At 43.4% G+C, this 19,213-nt stretch carries 19 protein-coding genes and 2 tRNA genes; 16 read left to right on the top strand and 5 right to left on the bottom strand.

All coding sequences use genetic code 11. The annotated features are described in order from the left end of the window. Nucleotides 1-93: 93 nt before the first annotated feature. The 13 genes from G5B00_RS17090 (at nt 94) to G5B00_RS17030 (ending at nt 11,349) form a co-directional block, all read left to right on the top strand. On the top strand, nt 94-759 hold the full coding sequence (locus G5B00_RS17090) for an epoxyqueuosine reductase QueH (protein ID WP_163878439.1): 666 nt from the start codon (nt 94-96) through the stop codon (nt 757-759). A gap of 36 nt (nt 760-795) precedes the next feature. Next, entirely contained in the window at nt 796-2,049 is a 1,254-nt protein-coding gene (locus G5B00_RS17085) for a PmoA family protein (RefSeq protein WP_163878436.1), read from the top strand. 104 nt (nt 2,050-2,153) lie between these two features. Next, nucleotides 2,154-2,684 (top strand): YceD family protein, encoded by a 531-nt coding sequence (locus G5B00_RS17080; protein ID WP_163878433.1) that lies wholly within the window; start codon nt 2,154-2,156, stop codon nt 2,682-2,684. A gap of 16 nt (nt 2,685-2,700) precedes the next feature. Next, nucleotides 2,701-2,892 (top strand): 50S ribosomal protein L32, encoded by a 192-nt coding sequence (gene rpmF / locus G5B00_RS17075; protein ID WP_163878429.1) that lies wholly within the window; start codon nt 2,701-2,703, stop codon nt 2,890-2,892. 104 nt (nt 2,893-2,996) lie between these two features. Next, nucleotides 2,997-3,935, top strand: coding sequence for a phosphate acyltransferase PlsX (gene plsX, locus G5B00_RS17070; protein WP_163878426.1), 939 nt, complete (start codon nt 2,997-2,999; stop codon nt 3,933-3,935). Between the two features lie 8 nt (nt 3,936-3,943). Then, nucleotides 3,944-4,933 (top strand): beta-ketoacyl-ACP synthase III, encoded by a 990-nt coding sequence (locus G5B00_RS17065; RefSeq protein ID WP_163878423.1) that lies wholly within the window; start codon nt 3,944-3,946, stop codon nt 4,931-4,933. 64 nt (nt 4,934-4,997) lie between these two features. Continuing rightward, a complete protein-coding gene (gene accB, locus G5B00_RS17060) occupies nt 4,998-5,483 on the top strand; it encodes an acetyl-CoA carboxylase biotin carboxyl carrier protein (protein ID WP_163878420.1) in 486 nt (161 codons plus the stop codon). 105 nt (nt 5,484-5,588) lie between these two features. After that, nucleotides 5,589-6,950 (top strand): acetyl-CoA carboxylase biotin carboxylase subunit, encoded by a 1,362-nt coding sequence (accC, locus tag G5B00_RS17055; RefSeq protein WP_163878416.1) that lies wholly within the window; start codon nt 5,589-5,591, stop codon nt 6,948-6,950. 78 nt (nt 6,951-7,028) lie between these two features. Further along, nucleotides 7,029-7,895 carry a twin-arginine translocase subunit TatC gene (gene tatC, locus G5B00_RS17050; protein WP_163878413.1) on the top strand — a complete coding sequence of 289 codons (867 nt, stop codon included), beginning with the start codon at nt 7,029-7,031 and terminating at the stop codon, nt 7,893-7,895. A 14-nt stretch (nt 7,896-7,909) separates the two neighbouring features. Further along, the gene (gene rpiB / locus G5B00_RS17045) at nt 7,910-8,338 is read left to right on the top strand and encodes a ribose 5-phosphate isomerase B (RefSeq protein ID WP_163878409.1); all 429 of its coding nucleotides are present in this window, start codon (nt 7,910-7,912) and stop codon (nt 8,336-8,338) included. 54 nt (nt 8,339-8,392) lie between these two features. Continuing rightward, complete coding sequence (locus G5B00_RS17040) at nt 8,393-9,976, top strand: M28 family peptidase (protein ID WP_205966460.1); 1,584 nt, start codon at nt 8,393-8,395, stop codon at nt 9,974-9,976. A gap of 174 nt (nt 9,977-10,150) precedes the next feature. Beyond that, complete coding sequence (locus G5B00_RS17035) at nt 10,151-11,074, top strand: DnaJ C-terminal domain-containing protein (RefSeq protein ID WP_163878406.1); 924 nt, start codon at nt 10,151-10,153, stop codon at nt 11,072-11,074. Between the two features lie 2 nt (nt 11,075-11,076). Continuing rightward, nucleotides 11,077-11,349 (top strand): chaperone modulator CbpM, encoded by a 273-nt coding sequence (locus tag G5B00_RS17030; RefSeq protein ID WP_163878402.1) that lies wholly within the window; start codon nt 11,077-11,079, stop codon nt 11,347-11,349. Here the strand turns inward: G5B00_RS17030 and G5B00_RS17025 are convergent. The 4 genes from G5B00_RS17025 to rsmI all read right to left on the bottom strand — a co-directional run bounded on the left by G5B00_RS17025 (nt 11,344) and on the right by rsmI (nt 16,554). Then, nucleotides 11,344-12,492, bottom strand: a complete 1,149-nt coding sequence (locus tag G5B00_RS17025) for a cysteine desulfurase family protein (protein WP_163878399.1) — start codon at nt 12,490-12,492, stop codon at nt 11,344-11,346. The two genes, G5B00_RS17030 and G5B00_RS17025, sit on opposite strands and share 6 nt — an antisense overlap. 182 nt (nt 12,493-12,674) lie before the next feature. Then, complete coding sequence (gene lnt, locus G5B00_RS17020) at nt 12,675-14,282, bottom strand: apolipoprotein N-acyltransferase (RefSeq protein ID WP_163878396.1); 1,608 nt, start codon at nt 14,280-14,282, stop codon at nt 12,675-12,677. A 4-nt stretch (nt 14,283-14,286) separates the two neighbouring features. Beyond that, nucleotides 14,287-15,102 carry a PH domain-containing protein gene (locus G5B00_RS17015; RefSeq protein ID WP_163878393.1) on the bottom strand — a complete coding sequence of 272 codons (816 nt, stop codon included), beginning with the start codon at nt 15,100-15,102 and terminating at the stop codon, nt 14,287-14,289. Nucleotides 15,103-15,888: 786 nt separating this feature from the next. Further along, the gene (gene rsmI / locus G5B00_RS17010) at nt 15,889-16,554 is read right to left on the bottom strand and encodes a 16S rRNA (cytidine(1402)-2'-O)-methyltransferase (protein WP_163878390.1); all 666 of its coding nucleotides are present in this window, start codon (nt 16,552-16,554) and stop codon (nt 15,889-15,891) included. Between the two features lie 162 nt (nt 16,555-16,716). Here rsmI and serS point away from each other — a divergent pair, with 162 nt between their 5' ends. After that, nucleotides 16,717-17,988, top strand: a complete 1,272-nt coding sequence (gene serS / locus G5B00_RS17005) for a serine--tRNA ligase (protein WP_163878387.1) — start codon at nt 16,717-16,719, stop codon at nt 17,986-17,988. Between the two features lie 24 nt (nt 17,989-18,012). On the opposite strand, the gene era is transcribed toward serS, so the two are convergent. Beyond that, nucleotides 18,013-18,891, bottom strand: a complete 879-nt coding sequence (era, locus tag G5B00_RS17000; protein ID WP_163878384.1) for a GTPase Era — start codon at nt 18,889-18,891, stop codon at nt 18,013-18,015. A 115-nt stretch (nt 18,892-19,006) separates the two neighbouring features. On the opposite strand from era, the gene G5B00_RS16995 reads away from it, so the two are divergent. Together G5B00_RS16995 and G5B00_RS16990 are read left to right on the top strand one after the other, a co-directional pair. Next, nucleotides 19,007-19,078: transfer RNA gene (locus G5B00_RS16995), tRNA-Met, on the top strand. Nucleotides 19,079-19,132: 54 nt separating this feature from the next. Beyond that, nucleotides 19,133-19,204, top strand: a tRNA-Met gene (locus G5B00_RS16990). Nucleotides 19,205-19,213: the final 9 nt, after the last annotated feature.

Raw genomic sequence — 19,213 nt, 5'->3', positions numbered from 1 at the left:
TACGAATAATAGCCCTTTAATGCCACAACACACATTTAACTTTTTATTATCCGGCTATTTCCGTAAAATTGCACATTCCCACAGGTAAAAAAAATGGAACAGAAGAAACCTTTTATACGAGAAAAACTTGAGCTACCGAACGAGGGTAAAAAATTGCTGCTTCACTCCTGCTGTGCACCATGCGCTGGAGAAGTCATGGAAGCATTGATCGCATCCGACATAGATTTTACGATCTATTTCTACAATCCCAATATACATCCTCGCAAGGAATACGACATCCGTAAGGAAGAAAACATCCGTTTTGCGGAAAAACACGGCATACCTTTTATCGATGCCGATTACGACGTAGACCATTGGTTTGAACTGGCCAAAGGTATGGAGCACGAACCCGAGAGAGGGATACGCTGCACAATGTGCTTTGATATGCGATTTGAAAAAACTGCCGAATATGCGGCAAAACATGGCTTTGACGTCATTTCAAGCTCTTTGGGAATCTCCAGATGGAAAAACATGGAACAGATCAACGATTGTGGGCTAAGAGCCGCCTCCCGCTTCCCCAACATGGAATACTGGACGCTCAACTGGCGTAAGAAAGGTGGATCAGCCCGCATGTTGGAAATTAGCAAACGCGAAAAATTCTACATGCAGGAGTATTGTGGCTGTGCATATTCGCTTCGTGACACCAACAAATGGCGTATGGCGCATGGACGCGAAAAAATCGAGTTGGGCACAAAGTACTACGGCGACGAAGAGCAATAGACACTTCTCTCAACTTCAAGAACAGAAAGCCATACTATGAGACAAGGTATTTATTCTATTGTCCCTATACTTTTTTCCTTCTTTGCACTTACAGTTCATGCACAGCAGATCGCTACGCTAGCACTGACCACCACCGGCAAGGAGAAGTTCGCCATCCCTATGCAGGTTGATCTCGATGCGATCACCCCTATTCCCGACAGTGCTTTGCAGCTTTTGGAGATAAAGGACGGAAAAACGATCCATACCCCATTTCAGATTGAGGCTACCGGCAAAGGGCGTATCCTGCATTGGGTATTGACACCTTCGCAAATCACAGATAGAGTTTTTGAACTGATACAGTCTCCAGATCGTGTACCAATACCCTCTCCTGCTATGGAGGTTGAAGAAAATGACGGTGCTCTGCATATCTTGAGCGCTGGAAAAAAGCTACTGCAATACAACTTCAAAACAGTATATCCACCGCGAGGTGTAGATAGCGTGTATAGACGGAGTGGGTTTATCCATCCCTTGAATACCCCGTCGGGACACACGCTGACCCGCATCCATGCACCTGACCATTACCATCATTGGGGGTTATGGAATCCCTGGACTCGTGTGCGTTTTGAAGGAGAAACCCTAGACTTTTGGAATCTTGCCGACAGGAAAGGAACAGTACGTTTTGGTGGATTCACCGCTATAGAAAAAGGTAATGTGTACGCTAATCTAAGTGCCAGGCATGAACATGTTGCCTTCAAAAAAGACGGAACGCAAAAAACAGCCCTAAATGAGATCCACAGTATGCGAATCTACCGGATGAATCCTACGGACAGATACTACATACTAGACATCACTTCACAGCTCAGCTGTGCCAGTTCCAGTCCTGTCACACTATTGGAATATCGCTACGGTGGTTTGTGTATCAGAGCTACCGAATATTGGAATAAGAACAACAGTGTACTACTCACCTCCCAAGGACACGATAGAAAAAGTGCAGACGGCAGCAAAGCTCAATGGATTTTGGCACAAGGCAACCTACAAAATGATTACGGAGGCTTTGCAATGATGAGCTACCCCATCAATTATAACCATCCCGAACCGTTGCGGGTTTGGCCGGAGAATACCATTGCCAACGATGGCGATGTATTTATTAATTTTTCTCCGACAAAAGATAAAGACTGGTTGCTGGAACCCGGAAAGACCTATCTCCTCAAATACAGATTTTTAATTTTTGACGATAGATTGTCCCAAGAAGATGCCGAAGAAGCATGGAAGTCTTTTGCACACCCACCTACCCTTAAAATCCAGAAGTAAAAATAGGTTGGTATATAGATCCCTTCGTTGCATTAAAATTATTTCACAAAATAATTGCAAGCTTGGAATTAAAAGATTAATTTTGCAGGCTCAAATACAGGATTGTGAAGTACCTTAGACAATATAGAATCCCTTTCTCGGGGTTGGCCGCAGGACAACACGATTTTGAGTTTGAAATAGATGATAAGTTCTTTGATTGTTTTGAGCATTCATTGGTCAAAAAAGGAAAGTTGACAGCTTCGGTAAAATTGCAAAAGCAAGAAACCATGCTGATCGTTCTTTTTGACATCAAAGGCAGCGTACAGCTGACTTGTGATGTGTGCCTATCCCACTTCCAATCCCCATTGCTCTGTCAAGAGCGGGTCATTGTCAAATTTGTCAATGAAGAATGGGACGAAGAGACTGATGAGGTATTGATCCTCAACAAAAATGACCATGAGCTCCCTATCGCCGATTTGTTGTACGAATACATCAATGTAAGGGTTCCGTACTATACCAAATGCGAAGAACAGGGCATAGGTATCCAATGCGACCCAGAGATGCTGGCAAGGATAAGCAATACTGAACAATCATCCCTAGAAGAAGAAAACATCGACCCGCGGTGGGCGACATTAAAGAATATCAAAAACAATTAAAAAATTATAATACGAGATGGCACATCCAAAGCGTAAGACTTCGAAATCAAGAAGAGACAAAAGAAGAACACATTATAAGGCTGAAAGACCTACTTTGACAGTTTGCAAAGAGACTGGTGCAGTTCACACACCTCACCGTGCATATACTGTAGACGGCAACTTGTACTACAACGGCAAATTAATTATTGAAAACACAACAGCTGTCTAAAGCAAATCTTTTGGAATAAACATCCCAAATAAGCATTTAAAATTATTTTTTTGCTTTAATTTGGGATGTTTTTTGCGTATTATTGAATTAGAAAATAATAACGAATGAAGATTGGTTTAGACATTCTGGGGGGCGATTATGCTCCCAAATCCACAATATCAGGCGCGATCGAGGCGCAAAAAGTTCTTCAAAAGGATCAACGTATAGTACTATTCGGGGACGAAGAAGAAGCAAAGAGAAGCATAGAAGCGGCGGGAGCAGATCCTTCACTATTTGACTACGTGCATGCACCCGAAAACATATCTATGCATGAACACCCTACGAAAGCAATCAGCCAAAAACCCAACTCCAGCGTGGCCAAAGGTTTTGAATTACTAAAGGCAGGAGAAATTGATTCGTTTTCTTCGGCAGGAAATACAGGAGCCATGCTCGTCGGTGCGATGTTCAGTGTCAAGCCCATTCCGGGTGTATTGCGTCCGGCGATAGCGACCAATGTACCGAAACTGAAAAACGGCTATGGCATCTTACTTGATGTCGGCGCCAATGCCGACTGCAAGCCCGAGATGCTCAATCAATTTGCCGTATTGGGCAGCTTGTATGCCGAACATATTTCCGGCACAAAAAATCCCAAAGTCGCTTTGCTCAACATCGGTGAAGAAGAAGAAAAAGGAAATATCCTCACCATCGCAACCTACCCTCTTTTAAAATCCAATCCCAAAATCAATTTCATAGGCAATGCAGAAGGCCGTGATCTATTTAGCGACAATGCTGATGTATTCGTCTGTGATGGATTTACGGGCAATATCGTCTTGAAACTGGCAGAATCCTTTTATGCCATTACCTTGAAAAAACAGCTAAAGGATGATTTCCTGGAGAGATTCAATTACGAACAATACGGCGGTAGTCCAATCTTGGGAGTCAATGCCCCTGTCATCATCGGCCACGGCATATCATCCCCCGAAGCTATCAAAAATATGGTATTACTATCAAAAGAAATGATCGAATCCAAGTTTATTGACAAGATCAGATCGGCTTTTAATTAATATATTCTATGTCTAAAATTCATGCAGCTATTACAGCAGTAAACGGTTACGTCCCAGACTATGTGTTGACAAACAAAGAGTTGGAGACGATGGTCGACACGAATGACGAATGGATTGTCTCCCGTACCGGCATCAAAGAAAGACGCATATTGAAAGGGGAAGGATTGGCAACTTCCGACTTAGCCGTCCCGGCTGTAAAAGGGTTATTGGAAAAAAGAGGTATCGCGGCTACCGATATAGAGCTTATCATCTTCTGCACCAGTACTCCCGATATGCTATTTCCCGCTACGGCAAACATTCTGGCAGACAAGATCGGTGCAACAAATGCCTGGGGTTACGACCTTCAAGCCGCCTGCTCAGGCTTTCTTTTTGGATTGACTACAGGTGCTCAGTTTATCGAATCGGGCAAGCACTCCAAGGTTCTGGTCATCGGTGCAGATAAAATGTCATCAGTCGTCAATTATGAAGACAGAAACACCTGTATACTTTTTGGTGACGGATGTGGAGCGGTATTGCTGGAACCCAATACGGAAGGCAATGGTATTCAGGACACGATCTTGAAGACCGATGGTTCCGGAGGACAATACCTAAATATCAAAGGTGGCGGTTCGCTAAATCCGGCATCCCATCAGACCGTAGACGCAGGTATGCACTACGCTTATCAAGAAGGACGTACTGTATTCAAATTTGCAGTGACCAACATGGCCGATGTAGCCGCTGAGATCATGGAGCGCAACAATCTATCCTCCGAAGATGTCGCATGGCTTGTACCCCATCAAGCCAACAAACGCATCATCGATGCTACGGCCGAAAGAGCCGGACTACCCGAAGAAAAAGTCATGGTAAACATTCACAAATACGGGAATACAACCAGTGGAACGATCCCTATCTGCCTTTGGGAATGGGAAAGCCAGCTGAAAAAAGGAGACAACCTCATTCTGGCCGCATTTGGTGGAGGATTTACATGGGGATCTGTATATTTGAAATGGGCATACTAAATCATTCGATTTTTCGTATATTTAAAAGAGACTAAATTTTTAACACAAAATAAAACCTACTACTATGAGTATGGATATCAAACAAATTCAAGACCTGATCAAATTCGTAGCAAAATCAGGTGTGAATGAAGTATCAATTGAAGAACAAGATTTCAAGATTACAATAAAGACCAACCAGGAACCTACTTACGTGACAGCAAGTATTCCTACAGTAGCACCAGCTCCCCTTCCGACAGCTGCCCCTGTAGCTCCGGTAGCTGAACCAGTAGTACCTGCAGCAGCTGCTCCAACAGCAAATGAGGAGGCAAATTTCATCACTATCAAATCACCGATGATCGGTACATTCTATAGATCTCCAGGCCCAGACAAACCTGTCTTCGTCAATGTAGGCGATGAGATCACACCCGGAAAAGTACTGTGTATCATCGAAGCCATGAAACTATTCAATGAGATCGAATCCGAAGTATCGGGCAAAATTGTAAAAATACTCGTAAATGATGCACAACCTGTTGAATACGATCAACCGTTATTCCTGGTTGATCCCAGATAATCTTAGGTAAGAGATATTAGACATTAGACATGAATGAAAATAAAATTTGTCGGTTGACAATTGATTTTCAAATTTTCTAATCTCCTAATTTCCAAATTATAACAAATGTTCAAGAAAATATTAATAGCCAATAGAGGAGAAATAGCCCTTCGCATCATCCGTACGTGCCGTGAGATGGGTATCAAAAGCGTAGCGGTGTATTCTACTGCAGACAGGGATAGTCTCCATGTGAGATTTGCAGACGAAGCTGTGTGCATCGGCCCTCCAGCAAGTAAAGATTCTTATCTGAATATTCCCAACATCATTTCAGCCGCAGAGCTGACCAATGCTGACGCCATCCATCCAGGCTATGGATTTTTGTCCGAAAACGCAAAATTCTCTGCGATTTGTGCAGAATACGGCATCAAATTCATTGGTGCCACAGCAGAACAAATCGAAAAAATGGGAGATAAAGCTTCGGCCAAAGATACCATGAAAAAGGCAGGAGTACCTACAGTACCGGGTTCTGACGGCTTGATTCCCGATGTGAAAACCGGTATCAAGCTGGCCAATGAAATAGGCTACCCTGTCATCATCAAAGCGACTGCAGGTGGTGGTGGCCGTGGTATGCGTATCATTTGGAAAGATGAAGAATTCGAACCCAATTGGGACTCGGCCCGCCAAGAAGCTGCCGCAGCTTTTGGCAATGATGGCATCTATCTGGAAAAGTTTGTCGAAGAACCTCGCCACATCGAAATACAGGTCATCGGAGACCAATACGGTACCGTATGTCACCTTTCCGAACGCGATTGCTCTATTCAACGCCGTCACCAAAAATTAGTCGAAGAAGCACCTTCGCCTTTCATTACGCCGGAGCTTCGTGCCAAGATGGGAGAAGCTGCTATCAAAGGCGCACAGGCTGTAAAATACGAAGGAGCCGGTACCATCGAGTTTTTGGTCGACAAGCATCGCAACTTCTATTTCATGGAGATGAATACCCGTATTCAAGTAGAGCATCCGGTGACGGAAGAAGTCATCAACTTTGATCTCATCAAAGAGCAGATCAAAGTAGCAGCAGGCATCCCTATTTCCGGAAAAAGCTATGAGCCTACAATGCATGCCATCGAGTGTCGGATCAATGCGGAAGATCCGTTCAACAACTTCCGTCCCTCTCCAGGAAAAATAACGAATTTCCATTCTCCCGGAGGCCATGGCGTCCGTGTAGATACACATGTATACGCTGGATATACTATTCCGTCAAATTACGACTCGATGATCGCCAAACTGATCTGTACGGCGCAGACACGCGAAGAAGCCATCTCTACAATGGAGCGTGCACTGAGCGAATTTGTCATCGAAGGCGTCAAGACAACGATTCCTCTACATTTGAGACTGATGCGGGACCCCAATTTCAGGGTGGGCAATTTCACGACCAAATTTATGGAAACGTTTGACCTGACGGAATATCCGGACGAAGAAGAAGCGTAAAAATTTTGTTTTCCTATCAAAACATACCATTCTTAAATCAAAGAATGGTATTTTTGTTATCTGAGCAATACTCTGTATATGTCTAGCGAAAAATTAATAAAAGCCATCAAAGAAAAAGGAAAAAGTCTGGAAGCCGAAATGTCCTTTTTTGAACATCTGGAGGTACTCCGGTGGCACATTATCCGTGCTTTCATAGCCGTAACGATCTTTGCTATAATCTCGTTCAGCTTTTACGACTTTATCTTCAACGATATCATCATGGGGCCCAAAAATCTGGATTTTTGGACCTACCGTATGATGTGCAAGGTCGGAGACCTGCTCAATCTGGAAGGCTTTTGTGTAGAAAAAATACCTTTTAACATCATCAATACAGAACTGGCCGGACAGTTTATGCTACAGATCAATTCCTGTTTATTGATGGCCGTTGCGCTAGGATTTCCCTATCTCCTCTTCGAAGTATGGCTATTTGTCAAACCGGCTTTGACAGACGTAGAACGGAAATCCGCTAATGGTTTTGTATTCTATGCCACCATCTTGTTTGTCATCGGTGCTTTATTCGGTTATTATATCGTTGTGCCTTTATCCGTCAATTTCTTGGCCAATGTATCTCTCAGCGACGAGATCACCAATCAAATTACAATTGATTCTTACCTATCTACAATTGCAACACTTACACTCGGTTGTGGGGTCATCTTTTTATTGCCGATTTTGATATTTATTCTCTCCAAGCTCGGCTTGATGACTCCTCAGTTTATGAGAGCTAGCCGGCGATATGCTATTGTCATCATTTTGATCATTGCCGCCATCATCACACCTACTGCAGATGTAGTTACGCTACTGACGGTCAGTGCACCGATGTTGATGCTGTACGAACTCAGCATCATGGTATCAGCCCGGGTCAAAAAGCAAAGGGATCTAAGAGAAAAAGAATTTTACAACAAATAAATATAGTCAAGATTATGAAAATAGCCATTGCAAGTGACCATGCAGGTTTTGATTACAAAACCGAACTCGTCCCCTATCTACAAGATCTGGGACACGAGATAAAAGATTTTGGCCCCTCCGGGACAGACTCTGTCGACTATCCGGATTATGCGCATCCCTTGGCCAGTGCAGTCGAAAATGGAGAATGCGAATTGGGTATATTGATCTGTGGGAGTGCCAATGGGGTCGCGATCACAGCAAACAAACACCAAGGCATACGTGCAGCTATAGCTTGGCAAAACGAAATTGCTGCCCTTGCAAGGCAACACAACAATGCCAACGTCGTATGTATTCCAGCTAGATTTATTGATCTCGAATTGACAAAGAAAATCGTGTCAACATTCATCACCACTGAATTTGAAGGTGGAAGACACGCCAATCGTGTGAACAAAATATCCTGTTAATAGCGTAGAGACGTAATGCCTTACGTCTCTACATAAAAAAATTCCCCCTCCATTATGATAAAAAAGTTTCTTATCCTCCTATTTATCTCTTCCCTGACAAATGCCTGCTCACTCGCACAGACACCGTCACAGTATGCGAACCTAATTGGGGAACAAAGTTCAAAAGAACATTTGACCATACTGTCCTCAAGAGAATACGAAGGACGGGGTACCGGACAAAAAGGAGGAGAAAAAACCGCTCAATATATAGCCGAGCATTTCAAAACATACGGACTACAGCCTGTGGTGAACGGAAGTTATTTTCAACCTGTAGCGCTGAAACAAATCTCTTATAAAGTAGAGGGGTTTAGCATCGGTGAACAGGGCCTGGTAAATGGCAAAGATTTTTTCGCCAGCGGAGACAACGATTTTCAACAGATCAGTGCGGACGAGATCATCTTCGTAGGTTACGGAATCCAGGATGAGAAATACAATGAAATACAAAGCATAGACATTAAGGACAAAGTCATCTTACTGTTGAATGAAGGAGAGCCAACCGATGCTTCAGGCAAATCGCTCTTGTCAAGATCTATGGACCAATCCGAATGGAGTAAAAATCGATTTAAACGAATCCAAGAATTGCTGAAGCACAATCCCAAAATGATCCTTGCTACAGGGCCACAAGCGCAGGAAACAATCCATCTCACCAATGATCGAAACCTTCTAGGACGTGTACAATTACGGACAGACACGGCACCTCCAAAACGTAGCATCACTTCGCTGCCCACGGTATTCATTACCGAAGAGGTCGCAAACAGTATCCTTGCCAAAAAGAACACCTCTCTCGCACAGTTTACGTCTTCTGCAAACACAAAGCCCTTAGCACCACTAACCATAGCTTTGCCTGTCCATGGCAAGATGGGTATCCTGATCGAGGAACTGAATGATCCCAATGTATTGGGATTGGTAGAAGGTACAGACTTAAAAGATGAAATTGTCGTAGTCTGCGGTCACTATGATCACGATGGTATACTGCCGGATGGTACATTTTTCCCAGGGGCAGACGACAACGGCAGTGGTACAGTAGCCATACTTGAACTGGCCAAAGTTTTTGCCAAAGCCAAGCAAGATGGCAAAGGTCCTCGCCGTAGCATGCTATTCATAGGATTAGCAGCCGAAGAGAAAGGTTTACTGGGATCAAAATATTATGCTGAAAATCCTATCCTACCCTTGGAAAAAACGGTGGCTTGTATCAATATTGATATGATAGGCCGTATCGATGACAAGCACCTGAAGGGCAACCACAATTACATACATGTCATTGGTGCAAACAAGTTAAGCTCCGATCTGAAACCCATTGTTGAAAACGCCAACAAAGAGATCGGTATGGAATTGGATTATTCGTATGATCGACCAAATGAACCTATGCGTCTCTACTACCGTTCGGATCACTACAATTTTGCAAAAAAAGGCATTCCTTCTTTATTTTTCTTTTCGGGCTTGCATCCACATTACCATACTCCCGAAGATACCGTGGACAAGATCGATTTTCCGATGATGGTCAAACGAGAAAAGCTGATTTTTCATACAGCATGGGACATTGCAACCCGGGATGATCGCCCTAAAGTGGATATCCGTGAAGATATAGGAACAAGATAAAAGTATATATTCAGACCTGTTTCCTTTACCCTGCGGTTTGGCCTTGTGACCAACCGCCAAAGTTGTCGGTGACAACACCAACAACAGGTTGCAAGATAAAGCGGTCAGGATTTCTATAAAAGGCATTGATTTTGTCATAGATATTGCGTAATTTAAACTGCAAGAATACGACCTATGGCTTTTTTAGACTATTATAAAGTATTGGGGCTCGACAAGACTGCCACGCAGGACGATATCAAGAAAGCATACCGCAAGCTGGCACGTAAATATCACCCGGATCTCAATCCGAATGATGAGGAAGCTAAAAAGAAGTTTCAAGAGATCAACGAAGCGAATGAGGTGCTGACCGACCCCGACAAAAGGAAAAAATACGATCAATATGGTGAAAACTGGAAGCACGGGGAAGAATATGAACGTGCACAGCAACAGTACCATAAACAGTCTCATAGTAGAGGTAGAACAGGGACACAAAATCCTTTTGAAGGTTTTGATTTTGATTACAGCGGCAATTACGATACTGGAGAATATTCAGACTTCTTCGAAGAGCTATTTGGCTCTCGCTTTGGAGCCGGGCAGCGAAGAGCTTACCGTGGCCAGGATTATCAAGCCGAGCTGGAGTTAACCTTATTGCAAGCAGCCTCCTCCCATCAACAGACCTTTACGGTAAACGGGAAAAACATTCGCATCACTGTCCCAGCCGGTGTAGAAGACGGGCAGAAAATCCGATTAAAGGGGCAAGGAGGAGAAGGCGCCCAGGGAGGCCCTAAAGGAGATCTTTATATAACCTTTCGTGTAAAAGAAGACCCTCGTTTCCAACGCAAAGGTGCTGATCTATATGCGAAGATAGACATCGACCTGTACACCGCTCTACTAGGTGGAGAAGCTATTGTAGACACGCTCGACGGCAAGATCAAGGTAAAAATAAAACCCGAAACCCAAAATGAAACAAAAGTCCGGTTGAAAGGCAAAGGATTTCCATTGTATAAACAAGAAGGCAAGTTTGGTGATCTCTACGGCGAGATCCATGTCAAGTTGCCAACAAATCTTACGGACGAACAGAAGAAACTTATTCAACAATTAGCCGACATAAGTAAATAGCTATGGAACACACACTATTTAAAATCATCGATATATGCCAGGCCCATAAATTGGAGATGACGTTTATACACGAGCTCCATCAAAGTGGGCTAATCGAAATCATCGTACAGGAAGAGCAAGACTATGTAGATGAAGAACATCTACCCTTGATCGAAAAATTTTCCAATTGGCACAATGATCTGGAACTGAATATACAAGGCATTGAAGTCGTCTCACGTTTGCTTGAGCGCATCGAACAATTGCAGCAGGAGATCCGATTGTTGAAAACCTTATAGGCTTATTTTTTCCTCTTTATCACAGATCTCTTTCACTTTAGCCACGACAGTATCGATCTCTTCCTTTGTATTATTCTTACAGAAAGAAAAACGAACAGATGGTCTATCATTATCTGCATCTATCGCCCGAAGTACATGAGAACCGATGTCTGATCCTGAGCTACAGGCACTACCTCCAGAAGCAGAAATACCCGCAATATCCAGATTGAATAAAAGCATATCATTCATATCCGAACAGGGCAAGGATACATTCAATACAGTGTACAACGACCTATCAGCTTCGATTTGGCCGTTGAAACGTACCTCTGGGATAGCCTCTCTAAGTCGTGCAATCATATAATCTTTAAGCCCCTGGATATATAGGTGATGCTCCTCCATATCCCGATAAGCAATTTCCAATGCTTTTGCCATACCGACGATACCATACACATTCTCTGTCCCCCCTCGCATATTACGTTCCTGCGCACCACCATAGATCAAAGGCTTTATCTTATTTCTGGCGTTGATATAAAGAAATCCTACTCCTTTTGGTCCATGAAACTTATGGGCTGAACCTGTGATAAAATCAATTTTTAGCTTGGACAGATCGTGCGGGTAATGTCCCATAGTCTGCACCGTATCCGAATGAAAGATTGCATCATATCGTGCACATATCTCCGAAACACGCCCTACATCCGTGAGATTACCCAACTCGTTGTTGGCATGCATCAGCGAGACAAATGTTCTCGGATTATTGGCCAGCAATTCTTCCAAATGAGCGTAGTTTATATCCCCTTTTTCATCCACACTAACTATATTAAGGGTAAATTTTTCTTCCTTTTCCAAAGCTTCCAACGTATGCAATACCGCATGGTGCTCAAGAGGAGAAGTGATAGCATGGGTTATACCAAAATCAGCTATCGAACGTACAATCGCCATATTGTCGGCCTCCGTACCACCAGAGGTAAAGAATATCTCAGCTGGTGAGGCATGCAACAATTGAGCAATAGTCTTTCTCGCCTTTTCTACGATGGTCTTGACCCGACGGCCATGGCCATGTATAGAGGATGGATTGCCAAAATCATTTTTCATGGTATCCACCATGACGGCTATCACTTCGGGATCCAGTGCAGTAGTAGCAGCATTGTCTAAATATATTTGCATAGCACAAAATTAGCAATATGGGCACAAAGTATCTGAATTATTTTGATATTAAAATAAACCACATAGGAACATAGAAATAACTAAACTCTTGATTACTGTAATATAGATGAAACAAAAATAAATTTTAAAACATAGTTTTTCTCAGAATAGTCAATCACCCTATGCTTCTATGTGGTTAAAAATCATCTTGTTTTTAAGGGAATCAATAAGAAAAAGGAAAACAAGCATCCCAACAGTGCCAGATACACCACAATATCTCCTACTTTCGTGTAGGTGGTCAATTCCTCGTTCAGATTGATCTCCTGATTAATAGAGGCAGGTACCCACCATTCGGTTCTTTGGACGATATCGCCACGTTGGTTTATAAACCCCGAAATACCCGTATTGGCCGAGCGAGCCACCCAACGACGGTTTTCAATAGCGCGTAGCTTGGCATAATCCAGGTGCTGATCCTTTCCCGATGTATTTTTCCACCATCCGTCATTGGTGACTACAGCGATAAACTGTGCACCTTTTAAGACATATTCACGGACATAGTTTCCCCAGATCGATTCGTAACAGATGACCGGAGCAGCACCGATACCGCTCTGTGCATACAGCACGGACGGTTCCGGATCGCGACCATATCCCCCCGTCGTCCCTCCGAAATGTTCGAACAGAGGTTTCATAAATTCCAGTGCCTTTCCGAAAGGCATCTGCTCGACGCCCGGCACAAGCTTCGACTTGTGGTAAAACTGGACCTTACTCGATGCATCGATGAGTACCGCAGCATTGTAATTTTCCACATAATGCTCCCCAAAAGGTCTGGCCGTCACAGTATGCGGATCATTAAACAGGGCATAGCTTTCAATTCCGGAAAGCACATTCCCATTAGGATAATTTTCCAAAAAACCCAAAATAGATTGATATACCGGATATGCCCTAAATCCTTCTTCATTGATCCCTCCCCTTGCCGATATTGCTGTTTCTGGCCAAATAAAAAACTCTGTATTTGGTCTGGCCGCTTTTTCCGAAAGTGCAAAGAGGCGTTCTAGTTGTTCTTCGGGTGAGATATATCCAAATTTTCCGTAAGGGTCTATATTGGGTTGCACCACGACAATGTCAGATGGATTGATATGTTCTTTGTACGAAGCATACTGCACGACGGATACCCCCATCGGGACAAGAATTGTGGCTACAATAGCCACTATCAATTTGGTTTGTCCTATGGCCTGTATCTTCTGCGACTTTTGCCAATAAAAAAGAAAAGCAAGAATATTGACTAACCAAATCCACAATGTCCCCCCATATACTCCTGTGACACTATACCATTGTACGATTTGATGAAAATTGGCAAAACCATTGCCCAAGGTCATCCAGGGGAAAGCCAATCCCCAGGATTGGTGCAAATATTCGTAACCTATCCAAAACGAAACCAATCCTAAGAAACTCCAGCCTATTGCTTTTCTCTTTCTCAATTGATAGTATAGCCTAAAAGCCAAAGCCATCAACAACGGAGCCAAACAAAATGGAATCAAGGCAATCAATAGGGAAACGACTGTAGACAGATAGGCGTTCATGGCATGGAATACCCAGTAAATCGAAGCTGTATTCCATACAAAACCAGTCAGAAAAGCTAATGCAAATATCTTACGCCCTTTGTAAGCATACTGACCACGCACGACCCTTTCTACAGCAACCAGTAAGGGAACAAACCCGACTAACAACAACAGACTACTATAAGGAATAGGTGGCCAGGCTAACCAAAGAACGAAAGCACTCAATAGCGCCAACAGGTAATTTTTCTTCACTTGATTATAATTGTGAAAGGATTTCTGATTTCTTACTTTCGTACTCCGCCTGTGTGATCAACTGTTTATCGTAAAGGTTTTTCAGCTTTTTCAGCTTCAACGTCAATTCATCATCCTCTTCGCTCTTTTCGGATTGAGTTACCACACTTGTATAGGATGGTGTTGGCGACATATAGAGATGTTCTTGAGGTGTATTGACAGATTTCGGTTCCTCCTCTGACTCGGTTTCCTGTACAGTCTCTACAGGCAGAGAGGAGATAGTCTTAGGATCTTCTACTTCATGAGTGGCAGCTTGCTGTACCGGATCCTCTGTCTTTTTTTGATCAGACCGTTGCTTGTACATATCATTGATAGAAATCGGTTTGCTCTCGGATGCAGGCTTCTCTTCTACTTTTTGTACAGTCGTAGAGGTCGGTTTCTCATCAGATACACTTTTTTCGTTTTCCAGAGCTTCCTTGATCAATTGATAAAGCTTCCGAGCCTGTACCTTTGGAATATAATCGATACTAAGGTTCTCACCCGTAAAAGGGATAACCGTCACTTTCGAACCAAATATTTCTTCTTTAAAGGCTATATCTTTAATATCCCTCCACGAAAAAATCTCAAAATTGGTTGCCAAACCCAATTTGGTAAATTCGCACAGAAAAATACGTTTATTGCTGATCGTAATACTATCTGGCAATAGGGTCACAGCCGGTTTCTTCTGCACCGCGATATAGTTGACAGCCTCTCCATGGGTGAGCATGTCGATGATTTTGTTGTATATCTTCTCAACAACTTTGACATCCTGACCGTCTTGTACAAATTTATCTATACTCATTTTTTAATCAATTATTGAACCGAAGGTAAAGATACTCAATATTCAAAAGTTTAAAGAATTATCGGTTCAAAAGGACAGGGTAAATGCATCTTAATTTTATGGATAATATAAATGAAGGATTGTTTTAAACAGTTTTTATGCGCCTCTATCGCCGGCGCAGGGCGATAAGCTTTTGCTTGATCAAAAGCTTAACAAAAATCAAGACTTTGCTTAATTTGTTCCAGCCGCCACGCTCCATTCCCGAAGCGCCATACAAGGTCTCCGACACACAGCCCTCCTCGCTGGACTGTGTATGGCTTGCATATTGCAAAGTGTAAGGCCGTCAAGACGGGATCTCCACGGGCTTGCTGTCCAAATGAATCAAGGTCGGTGGAGGTTAGTGCTTCTTACTCTGGCTTGCAGACAACGTATTGATGTGCAGGTAAAGCCAAGCGTTGTGGATTGCGCACGTCCATTTCATCAGCATCGGCAGGAATAGCCCTGCAACGGAAGGCTGTGGGATGGATTGCCCATAGCTCTGTCTAGTTTTGTTGATGGATTGGTGGGCAATGGCCCTAGGGAGACAAAACCAAGGGCAGCAGTTGCAGGGCTATTGAGCGAGGGCCTGTGCGACAAGATGCCTTGAAATGGACAAGCCTTTTGGTGACTTTTGGGCTTCAAAAGTCACGAGGCCGTCCGCCGGCGAGGACGGGAAGGTAGCGGGAGGGAAAAAATGTAGTTGTCTAAAATATATGTTCCTTTTGTTTCCTCCTTGACAATCTGATCCTAAAGAAAAGAAGCCACCCACTATTCTAATCCGGCAACACAAAACACAAACTCTCCTTTGACAGGGTTGTTTTCAAAATGTTTTTTTAGTTCTGCCAATGTGCCCCGAACATTTTCTTCGTATAGCTTGCTTAGTTCCCGAGATATAGACGCTTGCCTTTCTGCACCGAAGTACTGGATAAACTCCTCGATAGTTTTCAGTATACGATGGGGTGATTCATAAAAGACCATAGTTCTCTTCTCCTCCGCCAATTGTTTCAATCGTGTCTGCCTCCCCTTTTTGACAGGCAAAAAACCTTCAAAACAAAAGCGGTCATTGGGCAATCCCGAATTGACCAATGCCGGCACAAATGCGGTTGCTCCAGGGAGACATTGCACCATAATACCCTCTTTGATCGCTTCCCGCACCAACAGAAAGCCCGGGTCCGAAATCGCCGGAGTGCCTGCATCTGATATCAAAGCGATCTGTTGCCCCTCTTTCAGAAACCTGATGATTTCCGCCACAGCCTTATGCTCATTGTGCTGATGATGGGCAAATACTTTCTTTTCGATACCAAAATGTTTGAGCAAAGGTGCACTGGTACGGGTATCCTCGGCAAGAATGATATCCGATTCCTTCAATATACGAACCGCCCGGAACGTCATGTCTTCCAAATTGCCAATGGGTGTAGGGACTAAATAAAGCATAATCAAAATTAGGCTTTTTTTGCCTCAAACCTATACGGTTTTCGAAACCTTATAAGTCTTGTAGTTATCTGTCCCCTCCCTCTTCCATGGAATAATATCTTTCTATATACTTTTTCACCTTCTCTTCTTATCTTTGTGGCTTATTCATAACAATTATTATTTATGTTGCAGTTAAATTATATCCGTGACAACAGGGATACGGTCATCGAAAGATTAGGCGTAAAAAACTTCAAGGATCTGGATTTGGTAGACGACATCATCGCCTTGGATGAGAAGCGTCGCAAAGTCCAATCCGAGTCAGATGCCGTTGCCGCAGAAGCCAATTCCTCAGCCAAACAAATCGGCGATCTGATGCGCCAAGGCAAAAAAGAAGAAGCCGAAGCCGTAAAATCCAAATCTGCCGGATATAAAGAACAGATCAGACTGCTACAGGAAGAACTGGAGACAGTAGAGCAAGAACTCCATGACAAGCTCATCCAGCTTCCCAATCTCCCGCATACTTCTGTACCACAGGGCACGACTGCCGAGGACAACGAGGTTGCCTTTGAACATGGCACTATCCCAACCTTGCCGGAGGATGCCCTTCCTCATTGGGAATTGGCCACCAAATATGGTATTATCGATTTTGAGCTCGGCACGAAGATCACAGGAGCAGGATTTCCGGTGTACAAAAGCAAAGGCGCCCGCTTACAACGGGCATTGATCAACTTCTTCCTGGATGAAGCCGAAAAAGCAGGTTTCAAGGAAGTACAGGTACCCAACGTGGTCAACGAAGCTTCTGCCTATGCCACGGGTCAATTACCCGACAAAGAAGGACAAATGTATCATGTGACGAACGATGACTTGTACCTTATCCCAACTGCCGAAGTACCTATTACAAACATTTACCGCGACAGCATTGTCAAAGAGGAAGATTTTCCAATCAAGCACTGTGGATACACTCCGTGTTTTCGCAGGGAGGCCGGATCCTATGGTGCACACGTACGAGGACTGAACCGATTGCACCAATTTGATAAAGTCGAGATCGTACAGATCGTACATCCTGACAAATCTTATGAAGTTTTGGAAGACATGAGCCAATATGTACAATCCTTATTACAAAAACTGGAATTGCCTTATCGGGTATTGCGGTTGTGCGGCGGTGATATGAGTTTCACTTCAGCCCTTACCTACGACATGGAGACCTACAGCACGGCCCAGAAGCGTTGGCTGGAAGTATCTTCCGTATCCAATTTCGAGACGTACCAAGCCAATAGGCTCAAGGTACGTTTCAAAAATACCGAAGGGAAGATGCAACTAGCTCATACTTTAAATGGCTCTGCTTTAGCTTTACCACGCATTGTAGCGACCTTGCTCGAAAACAACCAAACCGATCGCGGAATAAAAATCCCTTCGGTATTGGTTCCTTATACCGGTTTTGAGTGGATTGATTAAAAGAAATGGTGTTGGGTACGAAAGTTAATCTTCGTACCCAAAGCGTTTCAAAAGATTTTTCTTCGTCCGCCAATCCGGAATGACTTTGACAAAAAGTTCGAGAAAAACTTTCCCACCAATGAATTCTTCAATATCCTGGCGTGCATACGTCCCCACTTTTTTGATCATGGCGCCAGCTTTTCCGATAATGATGTTTTTCTGCGAATCCCGTTCGACATATATTTCGGCAGCTATACGGGTAATACGGGCTTCCTCTTTGTATGAGGTTACGACGACTTCTGTACTATAAGGAACTTCCTTATCATAAAGCTTGAATATCTTCTCACGGATGATCTCCGACACAAAAAACCGCATCGACTTGTCTGTAAGTTCGTCCTTCTCATAGTATGGCGGATGTACGGGAAGTTTTTCTTTGATATAATCTAGGATCGGCATGACATTGTGGCCCAACAAAGCCGAAACAGCAAAAATAGTATCTGGATTGAGCTTTTCCTGCCAAAAATTTATCTTCTCTTTTACTTCCTCTTCAGAAGATTTATCGATTTTATTGATAAGCACGGCTACGGGAGAGGATGTTTTACGGAGCCTCTCCAACACATCATTTTCGTCGTACTTCTCATGTATATCTGTCACAAAAAGAATCACATCGGCATCGATCAGAGATCCTTGGACAAAGTTCATCATAGATTCCTGTAGGGAATACTTGGGTTTGATGACCCCCGGCGTATCCGAAAAGATAATCTGGTGTTCCTCGTCATTGACGATTCCCATAATACGATGACGGGTGGTTTGAGCTTTTGGTGTGATGATCGACATCTTTTCACCTACTAACGCATTCATTAATGTAGATTTACCTGCATTAGGCTTTCCGATAATACTGACAAACCCGGCTTTGTGCGACATTTTTTGTTTTTTATTTGTTTTACAAAGAAACAAATAATATCTTTGTACTCCAATTACGGAAATAAATAATCTTTGATTTTGATAATAAAAACAAAGATTGGATATAAAAATATATTGCGGGGTGGAGCAGTGGTAGCTCGTCGGGCTCATAACCCGAAGGTCATCAGTTCGAGTCTGGTCCCCGCTACTAAAGAATCACAAACGTTGAGCGCAAGGCACAGCATTGAATATAAAAATATATTGCGGGGTGGAGCAGTGGTAGCTCGTCGGGCTCATAACCCGAAGGTCATCAGTTCGAGTCTGGTCCCCGCTACTAAGTAAG

Source organism: Parapedobacter sp. SGR-10 (assembly GCF_011030405.1).
Lineage (GTDB): Bacteria > Bacteroidota > Bacteroidia > Sphingobacteriales > Sphingobacteriaceae > Sphingobacterium.
The sequence above is the reverse complement of the archived record's forward strand: the minus strand, read 5'-3'. Positions and strand labels throughout refer to the sequence as shown.

Coding starts and splice junctions, on each gene's coding strand:
- G5B00_RS17090 (WP_163878439.1), top strand. CDS start 94: ATGGAACAGAAGAAACCTTTTATACGAGAAAAACTTGAGCTACCGAAC.
- G5B00_RS17085 (WP_163878436.1), top strand. CDS start 796: ATGAGACAAGGTATTTATTCTATTGTCCCTATACTTTTTTCCTTCTTT.
- rpmF (WP_163878429.1), top strand. CDS start 2,701: ATGGCACATCCAAAGCGTAAGACTTCGAAATCAAGAAGAGACAAAAGA.
- plsX (WP_163878426.1), top strand. CDS start 2,997: ATGAAGATTGGTTTAGACATTCTGGGGGGCGATTATGCTCCCAAATCC.
- G5B00_RS17065 (WP_163878423.1), top strand. CDS start 3,944: ATGTCTAAAATTCATGCAGCTATTACAGCAGTAAACGGTTACGTCCCA.
- accB (WP_163878420.1), top strand. CDS start 4,998: ATGAGTATGGATATCAAACAAATTCAAGACCTGATCAAATTCGTAGCA.
- accC (WP_163878416.1), top strand. CDS start 5,589: ATGTTCAAGAAAATATTAATAGCCAATAGAGGAGAAATAGCCCTTCGC.
- tatC (WP_163878413.1), top strand. CDS start 7,029: ATGTCTAGCGAAAAATTAATAAAAGCCATCAAAGAAAAAGGAAAAAGT.
- rpiB (WP_163878409.1), top strand. CDS start 7,910: ATGAAAATAGCCATTGCAAGTGACCATGCAGGTTTTGATTACAAAACC.
- G5B00_RS17040 (WP_205966460.1), top strand. CDS start 8,393: ATGATAAAAAAGTTTCTTATCCTCCTATTTATCTCTTCCCTGACAAAT.
- G5B00_RS17035 (WP_163878406.1), top strand. CDS start 10,151: ATGGCTTTTTTAGACTATTATAAAGTATTGGGGCTCGACAAGACTGCC.
- G5B00_RS17030 (WP_163878402.1), top strand. CDS start 11,077: ATGGAACACACACTATTTAAAATCATCGATATATGCCAGGCCCATAAA.
- G5B00_RS17025 (WP_163878399.1), bottom strand. CDS start 12,492: ATGCAAATATATTTAGACAATGCTGCTACTACTGCACTGGATCCCGAA.
- G5B00_RS17015 (WP_163878393.1), bottom strand. CDS start 15,102: ATGAGTATAGATAAATTTGTACAAGACGGTCAGGATGTCAAAGTTGTT.
- rsmI (WP_163878390.1), bottom strand. CDS start 16,554: ATGCTTTATTTAGTCCCTACACCCATTGGCAATTTGGAAGACATGACG.
- serS (WP_163878387.1), top strand. CDS start 16,717: ATGTTGCAGTTAAATTATATCCGTGACAACAGGGATACGGTCATCGAA.
- era (WP_163878384.1), bottom strand. CDS start 18,891: ATGTCGCACAAAGCCGGGTTTGTCAGTATTATCGGAAAGCCTAATGCA.